This window comes from Aeromonas sp. XH, assembly GCF_033348475.1.
GTDB classification, from domain to species: Bacteria; Pseudomonadota; Gammaproteobacteria; order Enterobacterales; family Aeromonadaceae; genus Aeromonas; species Aeromonas sanarellii.
Map to the genome: position 1 here is coordinate 193,716 of NZ_CP137630.1, position 15,218 is coordinate 208,933.

Sequence of the window (15,218 nt, forward strand, 5' to 3'; positions counted from 1 at the left end):
TTTATACCGTTTCGGTCTGAATGATCTCGCTGCCTACGGCGGTCGTATCCTTAGAGGAAGCCGCTGGAGGACGATTCCCATGACACTGGTACTGTTTCCACTCTCCGCTCACCTGCTGCCCGGCGGCATCATGCCGCTGCGCATCTTCGAGCCCAGATACCAGCGCATGATCGCCGAGTCCCGGGAGCGGGAGTTCGCGCTCTGCATGCTGGATCCCCGCCAGCCCGATGCGCTGCGCAACATGTATCCCATCGCCACCCGGGTGCGGATCATCGACTTCGATCTGCTGCCTGACGGCCTGCTCGGCATCACAGTGCTCGGGGTGGAGCGGGTCAGGATCACCGATCTGTGGCAGGAAGAGGACGGCCTGCGGGTCGGCGAGGTGGAGCCGCTGCCCCCCTGGCAGAGCGGCCGGCTCAAGGCCGACCAGCACTCCCTGGCCAAGGCGTTGCAGGACGTGTTCAACGACTACCCCGAATACGCGGCCCTCTATCCCGAGCCGGACTGGGAGGACGCGAGCTGGGTGGCCCAGCGCTGGCTGGAGGTGCTGCCCATCCCGGTGGAGCAGAAGCAGTGGCTGGTCGCGGCCAAGGACAACCAGCCCGCCCTCTCCCTGCTGAGCGGCCTGCTGGTCGCCAGCCACTGACAGTCCGGGGTGATCCTTTTTCCTTCCCGCACGTACTGGTGAAGACCACGACACGCGAGGGATGGCGCAATGGCATATACTGGCCAACCACAATCGGCTCCACGCAGGACATCGCCCCCCATGGACAACCCAGATGGCGATCTGACATCTCTACTCATCCGGGTGGCCGAGCAGGCCGACAAGGCTGCCTTCGCCACCCTGTTTCACCACTTCGCCCCGCGCATCCGCAGCTACGGGCTGCGCCACCTCGGCAGCGAGGCCAACGCCATGGAGCTGGTCCAGGAGACCATGCTGCTGGTGTGGCAGAAGGCGCGCCTCTACCACCCCGACAAGGGGGCGCCGACCACCTGGATCTATACGGTGATGCGCAACCAGAGCTTCGACATGCTGCGTCGCCGCCGAGCCAGCAAGGAGGAGCTGTGCGCCGAGGAGATCTGGCCCCTGCTGGAGTTCAGGGCGGAGGAGGAGCACCTGAGCGGGGGCGAGGACGCCGTGCTGACACGCCAGATGGCCCACTATGTGGCCACCCTGCCGGAGCCGCAGCAGCAGGTGGTGCGCGGCATCTATCTGCAGGAGCTCTCCCAGCAGGAGCTGGCAGACCGGCTCGGCGTGCCGCTCGGTACCATCAAGTCCCGCCTCCGGCTGGCATTACAGAAACTGAAGGAACAAGTGGAGCAAGGCCATGATTAAGACCCATCCGACTGCACTCATGCTGCGCGCCTTCGCCGCCGACGAGCTGCCACTGCCGCTGGCCGTCGGCGTCTCCGCCCATTGCGAGCTCTGCCCGGACTGCGCCGCCCGGGTCAAGGATTGCGAAGAGGAGCTGGCACGCGAGCACCTGGCGCCCGCCGAGCCGGACGAGGCGCTGCCGGCCGGGTTCGATGCCATGCTGGCCGGCATACTGCATCAGCCGGTGACGACGTCGGCCGAGCGGGATCTCCCGGCGAGCCCCCGGCCCGAGCTGCGGGTGGCGGGCCACAGCTACCACCTGCCACGGGTGCTGGCCAGGTACCATGACCCCAGGTGGCGCCACATCGGCGCCATTCGCCAACACAGCCTGCCGCTCGACGAGATGGGGGCCCGCGCCAGCCTGCTCCACATCGAGGCGGGCGGCCGCATCCCCGAGCACACCCACAGGGGCTATGAGCTGACCCTGCTGCTGGCGGGCACCATAGAAGATGGCGACACCCGCTATCAGGCCGGGGATTTCATCTGGCGCGACGCCAGCCACGCCCACAGTCCGCACACCCCGGACGGCTGCCTCTGCTACACGGTGCAGGATGCGCCCGTGCAGTTCACCAAGGGGCTGTCGCGGCTGCTCAACGGCATCAGCCATCGCCTCTACTGAGCCCTCAATGGCAATAAAAAAGGGACCCTCAGGGTCCCTTTCTCGTTCCACGGCATGGTGATCAGGCCACAAACACCAGGTAGACGGCGAAGGCCACCACGAAGCGGTAGATGGCGAACGGGATGAAGTCGAGGCGACGGATCAACGCCAGGAAGGTCTTGATGGCGATCATGGCCACCACGAAGGCGGTGACGAAACCCACCGCAAACATGGGGAAGTCGGCCATGGAGAGGAAGTCACGGCTCTTGTAGAGATCCAGGCCGCTGGCCGCGATCATCATGGGCACCGCCATGATGAAGGAGAACTCGGCCGCCGCGTGGCGGCTGATCCCCATCAGCATGCCGCCGCTGATGGTGGCGCCGGAGCGGGAGAAGCCGGGCCAGAGCGCCAGACACTGGAACAGGCCGATGCCGAAGGCCTGCTTGTAGCTGATGTCGTCCAGGGTCTCGGCGCGAACCGCCGGACGGAACTTCTCGGCGATGATGAGCAGGATGCCGCCGGCCACCAGGGCATACATCACGGTCTGGGGGCCGAACAGATGGGCCTTGATCCAGCTGTGGATGACCAGCCCGATGACCACGGCGGGCAGCATGCCGAGGATGATGTGCACCAGCGACAGGGTGGCCTGGCCCTTCGGCGGCTTCTGGCCGAAGTGGATGCCGATGAGACCGAACAGGCGGCGCCAGAACATGACGACCACCGCCAGGATGGAGCCCAGCTGGATCACCACCTCGAAGGTGGCGGCCTTGGGCCCCTCAAAACCGAGCAGGTGGCCGACGATGATCATGTGGCCGGTGGAGGAAACGGGCAGAAACTCGGTCAGGCCTTCCACTATGCCCAGCACGAAGGCGACAAACAGGGCGTAGGATTCGGTCATGGTGCAGATCTCTTGGTTGATGGGTCTGGATAAAATCAGCCCCGAACAGGGTCGGGGCGGCCAATGATGGCGGAAAATCGCGCGGGCAACCAGAGATTATTGGAAAGGACCGCCGACCCCGACCTGTGCCGTGCGGCCGGGGTCGTCTGTCTGCGGGCTGCGCGGGGCAGGGGTCGGCCGCCCCCTGGTCCCGTCATCTTCTGGCATGGTCAGCGGCATAGGCCCGTTACGCCAGCACGGACAGGATCTGCTGCTGCAGCGTCTCCTCCAGGGGCGGCAGGGCCAGGGCGTCGACGGCGCTCGTTATCTGTTGCGGGTTGCTGGCGCCGATCAGGGCACAGCTTACCACGGGGTCGCGCAGCACCCACTGCAGCGCGAGCTGTGACAGGGATTGTCCCCGCCGCTGTGCCAGATCGTGCAGGGCGCGGATACGGGTCAGCCTGTCCGGGGTGATCTGTTCGGGCTTGAGGAAGGGGCTGGCGCTGGCGGCGCGGGAATCCGCCGGAATGCCGGCCAGATAGCGATCGCTCAGCAGCCCGCCCGCCAGGGGCGAGAAGGCGACCACCCCCATCCCCTGCTCCCGGCAGACCGGCAGTGTCTGCTCTTCGATCTCCCGCTGGAACAGGGAGTACTTGAGCTGGTTGACCAGGCAGGGGGTGCCGAGCTCCGCCAGCCGGGTGGCGGCACTAGCGGCAAGCGGGGCCGGGTAGTTGGAGAGGCCGACGTAGAGCGCCTTGCCCTGGCGCACCATGAGCGCCAGCGCCTGGCAGGTCTCCTCCAGCGGGGTGCGGGGATCCGGCCTGTGGTGATAGAAGATGTCCACGTAGTCGAGGCCGAGCCGGCGCAGGCTCTGGTGCAGGCTGGCAAACAGGTACTTGGCGCTGCCGCCGTCGCCGTAGGGGCCGTCCCACATCACGTAGCCCGCCTTGCTGGCGATGATCAGCTCGTCCCGATAGGGAGCCAGGCTGCCCTTGAGCAGCTTGCCGAAGGTGGTCTCGGCGGCGCCCGGGGGCGGGCCGTAGTTGTTGGCGAGATCGAAGTGGGTGATGCCGAGATCGAACGCCCGGTGCACCATGGCCTTCACCCTGGCGGGATCGCTCCCTTCGCCGAAGTTGTGCCAGAGGCCGAGACCGATGCCGGGCAGGCGGAGGCCGTGGCGACCGGCGGGTTGGTAGGCCTGGCGCTGGTAACGATCCGGCGCGGCGAGGTAGGGATCATCCATGGGTACTCCTGAATCAGCTTTCATGTGCAGGACCTTAGGCCTCAAGCCGTTGTTGGCGCGGGCATCGGCACGCCGGGGGATGTCTGAATGCATCGCCATACAACGCCAGAAGCCATCGCGGTTGTCAACGGCAATGACGGGGGCAACCACGGTGTGATCACACATTGCAAACTCAATATAAAACAACGGGTTGGCATAGTTTCTATGCCAACCCGTCGCGCCTCAATTCCTGCCGGTTCTCAGCCCCCGTCCCTGTGGAACACGGGGATCGGCAGCGGATCCTGGCCGGGTGGTTACCACCATACGTTGGCTTGCAGGCCCACGGTCCAGGTGTCATCGGCGGTGCCGTTGTCGAAGGCGTGGGAGCCATCCCAGTCGGCGTTGTCGCTGTCGAGGTAGCTGGCGAACACGCGCAGCTCCGGCTCGCCACGGCCGAAGGAGAAGGCCTGGGCGATGGTGGTCTTGGAGCCACTGCGGGAGTCGACGTCACCGTTCTCGGTCTTCTCGTCCTCGAAGTAACCGGCTTCCACATAGGTGCGGGTGATGTCGGTCCAGTGGTAGGTCACCTTGGCGCTCACGGCGAAGGCGCTTGCGTCACCCTCGACGCCATCCCACTGCTTGATGTCGTTCGCTTCGGCGTAGTTGATGGCGTGGCTCAGATCCCAGTCCGCGGCCAGCGGAATGATGCCGTAGTTGCGGATGGCGAAGCCGTTGCCGCTCTCGACACGGCCGCTCAGGGTATCGGCAGAACCGAAGGTGACCCCTTGCAGGGCGGAGCCGTCGGCGTAGTACTGGAGGGTGGTCTTGTTCCAACCAGTTCCCAGGAGCGACTGATTCAGTTCCAGCATCACGGCATGGCCGTCGGCGTAGTCATGGTTGCCCAGATCGGCATCGATCTGCTCCGCGGTGGCATCGGCCTTCAGGAACTTGTAACCCATGGCCAGGGTGGCGCCATTCCACAGCGGCAGGTCGGTGTAGAGCAAGTCCAGCTGGTTGGAGTCGATCATGTCCTCTATCGGATCGCCGACACTGTTGTTGTAGCTGTCTGCGATGTCGCGGTGCAGGGCGGCGACGGAGAGCTTGCCCTGGCCCAGCTGCATGTCTTCGATACCGCCACCTATGTTGGTCTGGTTCCAGTAGAAGAAATCATTCGAGTCGATGACGAAGCCCTTCTTGTACTGGCGGATGCCAGCCCAGGAGGTCTCACCCAGGCCCATGAAGTTGCGCAGCTGCATGTTCATGTTTTCCCAGCCGAAGTTGGAATCCCCCATGTTGCTGTTGGTGTCGCCGTCGTACATGTTGAACATGGTCTGGATATAGACGGACTTGGTTTCGTCGCTCTTCAGCTCCTTGCCGAAACCCACCTCGGCATAGGTATCGAATTCGTTGCCCAGACGGCCGACCTTGTTCTTCTGGAAGCTGCCCCCCACGGCATCTTGCATGGAGCCGCTGTCGCCCGTTCCCATGCCGGAGCGGAAATAGCCGTAATAATCGAAGCCGGCCGCCTCGGCAGAAACGGCAGCTTGCGCGGAAAGCGCAGACACGACGGCGACGGCAACTGGAAGCCACTTGGTTTTCATGATCTCTTCCTTATAACAATGATGAATTGGGTAACGCCGAAAACAATCAGCATTCCACTGAGTCAATTCCCTGACCGATTTGAAACTCGACACTTCTCTGTGCTGAGCCTTGCAAACATAAATAATTGGAATAGCGGCGTGACGGCATGGGAGCCTGCCACAGGTGGCCGTTATTTTAGGAAACCGTGTTATCCATTCTTTAATAAAATAATGGAGTATTGTCAGGACATCATTGCCGGCGGCATGTCTTCGCAACTAGCTTTCATTGATCGCAATGGTTAACAACGAGGACGCGATAATGGCAAATCCGTTGACCGTTTTTCGAAATAGCATTGGGGCGACTCGCACATCTGCCTGCCCTCGCCTGGCGAGCAGCTTGTCACAGGCAAGCATCACAGGTGTCTCGACCCTTAGCGTGGCGTTCAGGCGCTGAGCTGACGTCGCTGTTCTGGGGCGCGTTCAACCCTTGCCTGTCATGGGGCGAGCAGCCCTCATGGCACATCCAAAATAGATGGCACCTGTTCACGCATATTTTGACCTTGCCAGACAAGCGCATCAAAAAGGCATGCTTGTGGAGTCAGCCTGACTATAGCAAACAGGCCAGGCGAGAACATCAGCAGCAATTTATTTTGCCATGCGCTTCACACAATTCTTTCTCTATTTAATTCAAGTGGACTCATTCCAGTTCATATTAATTTGATGATGTGTTTTGCCAGTATTTAGGCTGAACTGGAACTTAACTAATAAAATAATAAAGACTGTTCAGCTTGCTTGATTAAAGCTGAATAAAACAAATTAATGTTCAATCCATGTCGCCACCATATTGACAATTATTGAGGTGTGGTAAGGCCGATATATGACCCGTACATCGCACCGAGTGAGGTGGTGAACTTTATGGGTCAAATGACACTCTCCTTCATCAGGTTGCTGCCGACAACCACAAAAAGCCTCTCAGGAGGCGATGGCGCTGTCGCGGGCAGCATCCTGGCCTCTCTCACGGGCGGCGAGTGCAGGGCGCTCTCTTCCCACCATGTCGTTGAAGCCCCCATCGGGGTCTCCATCAGTGCGGGGCTGTCCGTGGGCGTCCGGCCCCCAGGGGGGAGCCAAACAGAGGCAGGCCCTGCTCGTCCCAGTGAAAGGGTTGCATGTGTATCTCGCGGTTCCAGCCTGCCCCCTTGAACTTGGCGGCGTGATAGATCAGCCAGGGCTGTCCCGCGTCATCGGCAAAGAAGCCGTTATGGCCGGGACCATAGACGTCCACCGCCTCATGCTTGCTGAAGACGGGTTCCGGCCGCTTGCGCCAGTGTGCCGGGTTCATCGGATCCTCCCCCTCCAGCGTCAGCAGGCCGAGGCAATAATCGTCCGTCCAGCTGCCGCTGGCGGAGTAGACGAGGAAGAGGCGCCCTTCCGGGCCCAGCAGGACTTGCGGGGCCTCATTGACCTGGGGCGTGCCGATGCGCTCCCACGCCAGCTCGGGGCGGGAAATCTCGACCCGCGCTCCTGCCAGTCGCCAGGGGGAGCTCATCCTGGCGATGTAGATGCGCTGCTGCTCGTTGACGTCCCCCTCCCAACCCGACCAGATGAAGTAGCGTTGGCCCTCGTATTCCAGCACTGTGCCATCGATGGCCCACTTGTCGCTGGCATCGGAGATCTTGCCGGCGTCGGTATCTTGCGGGAAGGCGTAGCTGCCGAACGGGTCGTCCCCCTCGGATTGCAGCACGTACATGCGCTGCCGGGCCATGTCCCCTGCCGAGGCGGCGAAATAGAGGTACCAGCGGCCGTCGAGCCGGTGCAGCTCGGGCGCCCAGATGTGGGAGCCGTTGACGGCACCCTGAGCCGGCATCCAGACCACCTTGCGCTCGGCATGCTCAAGGTCGGCGATATCTCTGGTTCGCCATAGGGTGATGTCGTTGCCGGTTGTCTGGGTGTAGTAGTAAAAGCCGTCGTCATGGCGCACGACCCAGGGGTCTGCGCCATCACTCAGGATGGGATTGGTAAACGTCGAACCGGCCTGCGCTGGCATGATGGCTCCCACCAGGATGAAGAGAGTGAACAGGATGCGAAACATGACTGATGCTCCATGAAGGGGCGAGGCTTGCCCGCCCCTCGGCTCAACGCCGCAGGCTCTGTCCCTGCTCGCCGAAGAGGTGGACGTATTCGAGGGCGACGGTGAGGGAGACGGCCTCGTCGCACGCAGGCACCCGCCGATCCGTGTTGACCTTGGCCAGCAGCAGTCGCTCCAGACCCTCGCACTTGATGTGCAGGATGGCGGAATCGCCGAGGTTCTCTACCAGAGAGACCCGGCCCTGGAGATGGGCGCCCGACGCCCCCTCTGCACCGACCAGCAGATGTTCGGGGCGGATCCCCAGCTTGATGCTGTGCTGGTCGGTGCAGTCGAACGAGGACTCAGGCACGGCCAGCGCGATCCCTCTGCCCGCTGTCAGCTGCCAGTGTTTCCCCTCTGCTCCCGCCAGTTTGCAGGTCAGCAGGTTCATTTTTGGCATGCCGAGGAAGGTGGCCACGAACTCGGTGGCGGGGCGCTGGTAGAGCTCCAGCGGTGAACCCACCTGCTCGATGTGTCCCTTGTTGAAGACCACGATCCTGTCCCCCAGGGTCATCGCCTCCACCTGATCGTGCGTCACGTAAATCATGGTGGTGCCGAGCTTCTGGTGCAGGCGCGCCAGCTCGGTGCGCATCTGTCCGCGCAGGGCCGCATCCAGGTTGGAGAGCGGCTCGTCGAACAGGAAGACGTCGGGTTCGCGCACTATGGCACGACCGATGGCAACCCGCTGACGCTGGCCCCCCGAGAGCTCGGCGGGCTTGCGATCCAGCAGGTGGGCCAGTTGCAGGGTCTCCGCCACCCGGTTCACCTTGGTGGCGATCTCCGCCTTTGGCGTGCCGTTGAACAGCAGGGAGAAGCCCATGTTCTCGGCCACCGTCAGGTGGGGGTAGAGCGCATAGGACTGGAACACCATGGCGACCCCCCGCCTGGCGGCATCCAGATCGTTGGCGCGCTTGTTGCCGATGTGCAGATCCCCTTCGGAGATCGCCTCCAGCCCGGCGATCATGCGCAGCAGGGTGGATTTGCCACAGCCGGAGGGGCCGACGAAGACGACGAATTCCCCCTGCTTTATTTCCAGATCCACGCCGTGGATGACGGCATTGCCGTTGGGATAGGTCTTCTTGATGTTGTTAAGCAATACGCAGGACATATGAATGTTCTCTCACGAGGGCCCGTGCTGGCCGTAAAACAAGGGGCTCGCCTCGGCGGGCCCGTGAATGGTCAACCCTTGAGACCGGTGGCAGCGAGGAAGCCCGATGCGACTCGTTTCTGGAATATGACGTAGAGGATGGCGACCGGCAGGCCACCTATCAGGGCGGAGGCCATGTTCTGGGCATAGCGCACCCCGTAGGTGTCGTTGAGCTGGGTCAGGCCGATGGGGATGGTCATGTTCTCGGTGGAGCTCACCACCAGGAACGGCCAGAGGAAGTTGTTCCAGGCCCCCATGAAGGTGATGATCGCCATGGCATAGATGATGTTTCGAGACAGGGGCAGATAAACGCGCAGCAGCACCTGCCACTCCCGTGCGCCATCCAGGATGGCCGCCTCGCGAAAGTCCTTTGGGATCTGATCGAAGAAGCGCTTGAGCACGAACAGCACCATGGGCGACACCACCTGGGGCAGGATCACGCCCCCGAGGGAGTCCGCCAGTCCGAGGTGATAAATCTGGCGGAAGAGCGGGATCACCAGGGCCTCGAACGGGAAGATGATGCCGAACATGCAGCACCAGAACAGCAGGTTTGCCCCCCGAAAGCGGAGCTGGGAGAAGCTGTAGGCGGCCAGCACTGTGACGGACAGCGTCAGCACTGTGACCGCCAGCGAGGTGAACACGCTGTTCATGAAGAAGATGGGCAGATCCCCCAGGGTCAGCACCTTGATGAAGGCATCGAGGGTGACGGGGTCGGGCAACCACTGCAGCCCTGCGACGGTTTGCTCCTCCGGGCGCAGCGCAGTGCTGATGGCCCACAGCAGCGGGGCGCCCCACAACAGGCAGAGCAGCAGGGTCAATGAGATGCCCAGCAAGGCGGTAAATGTCAGTTTGCTCTTCATCTTAGCCTCGACGATTGATGAATCTATTAGCCAGGGATTGCAGCACCAGAATGAGCAAGACGATCAGCACGAAGACCACGGCGATGGCCGAGGCATAGCCGGCGTTCTGGTTGACGAACCCGGTCTCGTACATGTAGTGCAGAACGACCTTGGTGCTGTCGAAGGGGCCGCCGCCAGTCAGCAGGTAGGTCTGGCCGAAGATCTTCAGGGAGGCCACCAGTTGCAGGCCGAAGACCATGACGGTCACGGGGCGCAGCTGGCGCCAGGTGATGTAACGGAAGATCCCCCACTCCGAGGCGCCGTCGAGCCGGGCCGCCTCGTAGAGGTCCTGCGGGATGTTCTTGAGCGCCGCGAGGAACAACAGCACGTTGAAGCCGACGGTCCACCAGATGGTCGCCATCGCGACCATGGGCATGGCGAAGTCCGGGTCGTTGAACCAGGCGATCTCGGTGCCCGCGATCAGGTTGACCACCCCAAAGGTGGGGTGCAGCATCCATCCGCCTATCATCGCCATGACGGCGATAGGCAAGATATTGGGGATGAAGAAGATGGCCTGCACCAGGCCGGCGAAGCGGGTGAGCCGGTTGATCAGCATCGCCATCACCAGCCCGAGCGCGGTCAGGGGGATCACGGTGAGCAGGGCGAAGTAGGCGGTTTGCAGCAGTGAATCCCAGAAGCTCGGGTCTTGCAGCAGCTCCACATAGTTGGCAAGGCCAACATAGCCGTGGGTCTCGGTCAGCCCGCTGTCGGTAAAGCTCAACTGCAACGTTTGCAGGGCCGGAATGACAAAGAAGAGCAAAAAGGCGAGCAGGAAGGGGGCCAGCATGAGCCAGGGCGTCATGAGGGCCCCCAAGCTGCCGGCGGGGGTTCTGGTAGTGTCTTTATGATCCATGTCTGCGATCGAACCTGGAATGGGAGAAACGGAGGGGCAGGGGGTGACCCTCTGCCCCGGGGTCATTAACGGGCCGGGCGGCTCATGAACTTGCCTGCGTCGCGCTCGAACATCTGCAGTGCCTTTTCGGTGGGCAGCTGACCGGTCAGGGCCGCAGGGAAGTACTTGGAGGCGGTGGCCTGCAGGGGGCCTGCGGCTCCGCTGTACCAACCGTCCGGGTCATAGACGATGTGGCTGGCGGTGTTGCTGACATAGTCGGCGAGCAGCGGCATCTCCTTGAACTCCTTGGTCTCCACTACCGGTTCATAGGCCGGGATATGGCCACCCTCGGCCCAGGTGATGGCGTGCTGGTTGATGTAGGTGGCGAACCGGGCGACCCCTTTCATCTTCTCGGCCGAGATGGGCTTGCCCTTGTTGTTCGGAATGGCGAGCGCGTGGGAGTCGGCCCAGGCCGCCTGCACACCGTTGAAGAAGGAGGGCAGCGAGGCAACCCCCACCTCGAAGCCGAGCCTGCCGCCCTTCATGCCGTCGTTGACGGAGGGCACTTCCCAGACGCCGTTGAGCATGAAGGCGGATTTGCCCGTCATGAATTCGGTGGTGGAAGAGGCGTAATCCAGCCCCTTGGTGGCGTAGCCGTCGGCATACCACCTGGCCATGGCCTCCATGGCCTTCTGGCCCGCCTCACCATAGACGAACTTGTTGTTCTCTATGGTCTTGCCCCCCTGCTGGGTGATCATGGATAGCCAGAGGCGGTACGGCATATAGGACATGGGAGAGGTCTCCATGCTCAGCCCCATGGCGCCCTGACCTTTGACGCTCTTGAGCGCCGCGTCGAACTGTGCCAGCGAGGTGATGGGCTTGAGCTTGCCCTGCTCGTCCAGCAGGCCGGCCTTGGCCGCGATGGACTTGTTGTAGTAGAGCACCAGGGCATGGGTATCGATGGGCAGCGCATAGGTCTTGCCATCGACGTTCGATTGTTTCCAGAGCAGCGGGAACAGCTTGCCGCTGTCATAACTGGCGGCCTGCATCGCCTGCGCCGTGATGGGCTCCAGGCCCTGGGTCTGGGTGAGGCCGGAGATCTTGGAGAGGTGGATGGTGGCCATGTCCGGACCGCTGCCCATGGCGGAGGCGGTCTTGAGCTTGGTGTAGAAGGGTTCGCCCCAGTTCAGGGTGGTGGTCTCTATTCTGTAGTCGCCCTGGCTGGCGTTGAAACCGTCGACCAGCTGTTTCATGCGGGCGCCGTCACCGCCGTTGAGCAGGGTCCAGTATTGCAGTGTGGTCTGCGCCAGGGTGACGGGAGAGAGCGTCGCGCCCGCGACCAGCAATGCCAGCAGCTTCATCTTTTTCATCATTTGACCTCTATGCGTAGGGTGAGGCGATGCCTAGTGGATCGCCCCGGAGGGGTTTTTTATTCGTCGGTCAGGGACCGGATCAGGGCAACTTCGCGTCCGTCATAAGGGGAGCCATCCGCCTCGAGCAGGTCGTGGAACCAGGTGTCCGCATACTCGGGGAGTTCGCGCTGGATATTGGGCCAGGGCAGATGGGTCTGGGTTTTCCCCTTGACCAGCCCCCACTGGTAGCAGGCGATTTTCCGTTCCTTGAAGAGGGGCAGTTGTTCATGCATGAAGGACTGGGCGTGGCGAGCGAGCCATTCGGTGCAGAGCAGGGGGCGCTCATAGGCCGCGACTATTGCCAGGCTCTTTTCCAGCAGCGCCAGGGGCTGATAGGCATGGAAACTGATCACGTCTGACAGCTCCATGGCCCGGATGTCGGTGGGATGGGCAAAGATGGGCTCATCCGGGCTGAAGTGGTTGGCGGCATGCCAGGCACAGACGGTGAGCGGCTGGCTGGGATCCGCTTCGCGTGCCCAGGCGAAGGCCAGCTCCATCAGATGGTGGCTGTAGGGCTCCATGGCCGGATCGAACTCTTCAGACAGACCGGGGCCGCGGAAGATGCCACGATTGGTCGGCTCGTTGTAGAGGTCCCACACCAGGATGCGATCGTCCTTGGCAAAGGTGCCGACGATGTCCTTGATATAGCGCCCAATCTCATGCCACTGCGTAATATCCATGACAATGTTGCGCCCTGGGCTTGCCGCCGCCTGGCTGTTGTGCAGCTGCTCGACAGGCCCTTTCTGCGGGCCAAGGTAGGGATGATCGCCGGAGAAACCGCAATCATCCATGGGGGTCAGCATGACGCCGATCCCTTCTGCGGCCGCAGCCGCGAGGAAACTGTCGATGCGGGCGATCAGACCGTCCCTGTCTGCCTGCCAGACGATGAAGGGCAGGTTGGTGCGCAGGGTGTTGTAGCCCACCTCTCTGGCCCAGGCCAGCTCCTGCCTGATGGTCGGGAGATCGAAGGTGTCCCGTTGCCACATCTCCGTCCAGTTGACGGCGGTTCTGGGCAAGTAATTGAACCCTCTCAACCAGGGTTGCCTGCTCCACCATTGCCAGGCCCGGTCTGTGGACCACTGTTGTACCGCCATCGAGACTCCCCATTGCTAATCTTTGCTTTTGATTAGCTAATTTTTATTAGCTAATCATGTTGATGGCAAAGGATGAAGGGTGAAATTTGGTGGCTGGTCACAAAATGAACCTGATCAGGGCTCATTCCAATCTCTGGTTTCGCCGTCGCGGTTCACCGCACGGCACCTGTCGAGTGAACGGTGCAAGCCGCACGACGCCATGGTGAGGGCGATAACTTGGCTGGCTCCCCCCTGTTCCCTGGGTTATGATTGGCGAGAAAAAATAACTAATAATATTACCTGGGCGACAGGGACAGCCCGTAATCAATGGCCATATCGATGAACAAGAAACGCATAACCATGAGTGCCATCGCCGCCGCGGCAGGCGTCTCCCAATCCACCGTCTCCTTGGTGCTCAATGGCTCTACCGCGGTGAAGCTCTCCGAAGAGACGAGGCGTCGGGTGATCGAGAAGGCGTCCGAGTTGGGCTACCAGCACAAGCGGGTGGAGCATCAGCCCAAGGGGCCGGCTCCTCGCAAGATTGCCTTTGTATTCAACGGGCTCACCCTCTATGACCCCTTCCTGGATGCGATCAATGCCTGCAATGAACGCGCCTGGGAGGCCGATCGCATGCTGGTGACCTTCGATTATCGCAACAGCCGGGATCTCACCGAGCTGATCGAGCAGGAGATCAATCAGGGAGACTATATGGGGATGATCTTTGCTTCCTCGATGACGCGGCAGCTCCCCGAGATGGAGCTTTCTCCCCAGGTTCCCACCGTCCTGCTCAACTGCTATCTGGAGGCATCAGGCTCACCCGATCGCCCCTCCATCCTGCCTGCCGACAAGCTCGGGGGATACAAGATGACGGCACACCTGTTGGCGCAGGGCTGCCGGCGGATCGCGCTGATTCAGGGAGAACCCTGGATGGAGGCCAACAACCTGCGGCTGGAGGGGTATCGCCAGGCGTTGATCAATCATGACGTGATCCCGGACCCACAACTGGTGCGCGTCGCTAACTGGTCCTTGCACGAGGCCTATGAGCAGACGCGGCAGTTGCTGGCGCTCCCCCAGGCACCCGACGGTATCTTCTGCTGCAGCGACTACATGGCGCAGGGCTGTTATCAGGCCATTGCGGAGGCAGGGTTACGCATTCCGGAAGATATCCTGGTGGCTGGTCACGATAATCAGATGCTGGCCAACGAGATGGTCCCCCCGCTGAGCTCCATCGAGCTGCCCTACGACGAAATGGGCAAGCTGGCGGTGGAGACCCTGATGCAGCTGGCGCAGGGGGAGAGACCGATTGCCCCCGTGATGAAGCTGGAGGGGGAGCTCTTTATCCGGACATCCAGCCAGCGGTTGGTGCATGAGTCGTGAGAGGGGGCATGGCGTTTGTCTGGGATTGGCACCACGGCATGGGATTGAGATAAAGACTTTTCTCTCTCCCCTCTAAAGCACGCCGTCGCCCTCCTGAGTCAGCGTCATCGCCTATCTGGCATCCGCCCGCTGCAGCCGCATGCTCGGCGTCTCGCCGGAGACTCGCTGGAAGAGCTGGCTGCCGGGAGTGCCCGGAACAGCCAGTCGTCAAGGCGCCCTGTCCGCAGGCGGGAAGCGGCTGGTCGGCTTGAGCTTCACATTCCGGATGGTGGGCGCGACCAGATGAGCCCGTTCTTTTCCATCGGAACCTCAGGTACGCGACTCGTTGCGCAGCTTGAGCAGCAGCACAGTGCTGGCCAGCGCCAGCGTGATGCTGTTTGCGATGGTGACCGGTCTATCGCCAATCTTCAGACCGTACACCAGCCACAGCAGCACGCCACAGCCGAAGGCGAGATACATGCCGAGGGAGATGGCCTTGGTCTCCCGGGTTTTCAGGATGTGGACAACTTGCAGGGCAAAGGAGCCTGTGGTGAGAAAGGCGGCGCACAGGCCGAGATAGGCATCATCCAGCCAGAGCACCAGACCCCCCAGGGAGAGTGACAGGGCGATGGCACCGGGCCAGAACAGGGGCGGCATAATCAGGTTCCTCGATAGCGATGGGGGCGGCGATGGCCGGAGGGCGGGCCAGATGATGATCCGGC

General features: G+C 62.1%; 14 protein-coding genes. 4 read left to right on the forward strand and 10 right to left on the reverse strand.

Annotated features, from left to right (window positions below; all coding sequences use genetic code 11):
* The first annotated feature begins 79 nt into the window (after positions 1-79).
* The 3 genes from R2B70_RS00870 (at position 80) to R2B70_RS00880 (ending at position 1,994) form a co-directional block, all read left to right on the forward strand.
* A complete protein-coding gene (locus tag R2B70_RS00870) occupies positions 80-646 on the forward strand; it encodes an LON peptidase substrate-binding domain-containing protein (RefSeq protein ID WP_209794335.1) in 567 nt (188 codons plus the stop codon).
* A gap of 120 nt (positions 647-766) precedes the next feature.
* Entirely contained in the window at positions 767-1,336 is a 570-nt protein-coding gene (locus R2B70_RS00875; protein WP_042078738.1) for a sigma-70 family RNA polymerase sigma factor, read from the forward strand.
* Positions 1,329-1,994 carry a ChrR family anti-sigma-E factor gene (locus R2B70_RS00880; RefSeq protein ID WP_318162412.1) on the forward strand — a complete coding sequence of 222 codons (666 nt, stop codon included), beginning with the start codon at positions 1,329-1,331 and terminating at the stop codon, positions 1,992-1,994. Before R2B70_RS00875 ends, R2B70_RS00880 begins: the two co-directional genes overlap by 8 nt.
* 61 nt (positions 1,995-2,055) lie before the next feature.
* On the opposite strand, the gene bacA is transcribed toward R2B70_RS00880, so the two are convergent.
* The 9 genes from bacA to R2B70_RS00925 form a co-directional block, all read right to left on the reverse strand.
* Positions 2,056-2,871 carry an undecaprenyl-diphosphate phosphatase gene (gene bacA / locus R2B70_RS00885; RefSeq protein ID WP_042078741.1) on the reverse strand — a complete coding sequence of 272 codons (816 nt, stop codon included), beginning with the start codon at positions 2,869-2,871 and terminating at the stop codon, positions 2,056-2,058.
* A 226-nt stretch (positions 2,872-3,097) separates the two neighbouring features.
* Positions 3,098-4,093: an aldo/keto reductase gene (locus tag R2B70_RS00890; RefSeq protein WP_318162413.1), complete on the reverse strand. Its 996-nt coding sequence runs from the start codon at positions 4,091-4,093 to the stop codon at positions 3,098-3,100.
* A gap of 293 nt (positions 4,094-4,386) precedes the next feature.
* The gene (locus R2B70_RS00895; protein ID WP_042078743.1) at positions 4,387-5,673 is read right to left on the reverse strand and encodes a carbohydrate porin; all 1,287 of its coding nucleotides are present in this window, start codon (positions 5,671-5,673) and stop codon (positions 4,387-4,389) included.
* A 1,060-nt stretch (positions 5,674-6,733) separates the two neighbouring features.
* Positions 6,734-7,741, reverse strand: coding sequence for a glycoside hydrolase family 43 protein (locus R2B70_RS00900; RefSeq protein ID WP_318162414.1), 1,008 nt, complete (start codon positions 7,739-7,741; stop codon positions 6,734-6,736).
* A gap of 43 nt (positions 7,742-7,784) precedes the next feature.
* Positions 7,785-8,885, reverse strand: coding sequence for a sn-glycerol-3-phosphate ABC transporter ATP-binding protein UgpC (locus tag R2B70_RS00905; RefSeq protein WP_318162415.1), 1,101 nt, complete (start codon positions 8,883-8,885; stop codon positions 7,785-7,787).
* A 71-nt stretch (positions 8,886-8,956) separates the two neighbouring features.
* Complete coding sequence (locus tag R2B70_RS00910; RefSeq protein ID WP_318162416.1) at positions 8,957-9,784, reverse strand: carbohydrate ABC transporter permease; 828 nt, start codon at positions 9,782-9,784, stop codon at positions 8,957-8,959.
* A gap of 1 nt (position 9,785) precedes the next feature.
* Positions 9,786-10,625 (reverse strand): carbohydrate ABC transporter permease, encoded by an 840-nt coding sequence (locus tag R2B70_RS00915; protein WP_226989652.1) that lies wholly within the window; start codon positions 10,623-10,625, stop codon positions 9,786-9,788.
* 116 nt (positions 10,626-10,741) lie between these two features.
* Positions 10,742-12,028, reverse strand: a complete 1,287-nt coding sequence (locus R2B70_RS00920; RefSeq protein ID WP_318162417.1) for an extracellular solute-binding protein — start codon at positions 12,026-12,028, stop codon at positions 10,742-10,744.
* 56 nt (positions 12,029-12,084) lie between these two features.
* Positions 12,085-13,083, reverse strand: coding sequence for a cellulase family glycosylhydrolase (locus tag R2B70_RS00925; RefSeq protein ID WP_318162418.1), 999 nt, complete (start codon positions 13,081-13,083; stop codon positions 12,085-12,087).
* A 396-nt stretch (positions 13,084-13,479) separates the two neighbouring features.
* Here R2B70_RS00925 and R2B70_RS00930 point away from each other — a divergent pair, with 396 nt between their 5' ends.
* Positions 13,480-14,517 carry a LacI family DNA-binding transcriptional regulator gene (locus R2B70_RS00930; RefSeq protein WP_042078747.1) on the forward strand — a complete coding sequence of 346 codons (1,038 nt, stop codon included), beginning with the start codon at positions 13,480-13,482 and terminating at the stop codon, positions 14,515-14,517.
* A 309-nt stretch (positions 14,518-14,826) separates the two neighbouring features.
* On the opposite strand, the gene R2B70_RS00935 is transcribed toward R2B70_RS00930, so the two are convergent.
* Positions 14,827-15,153 (reverse strand): SemiSWEET family sugar transporter, encoded by a 327-nt coding sequence (locus R2B70_RS00935; RefSeq protein WP_084203018.1) that lies wholly within the window; start codon positions 15,151-15,153, stop codon positions 14,827-14,829.
* Between the last annotated feature and the right edge of the window lie 65 nt (positions 15,154-15,218).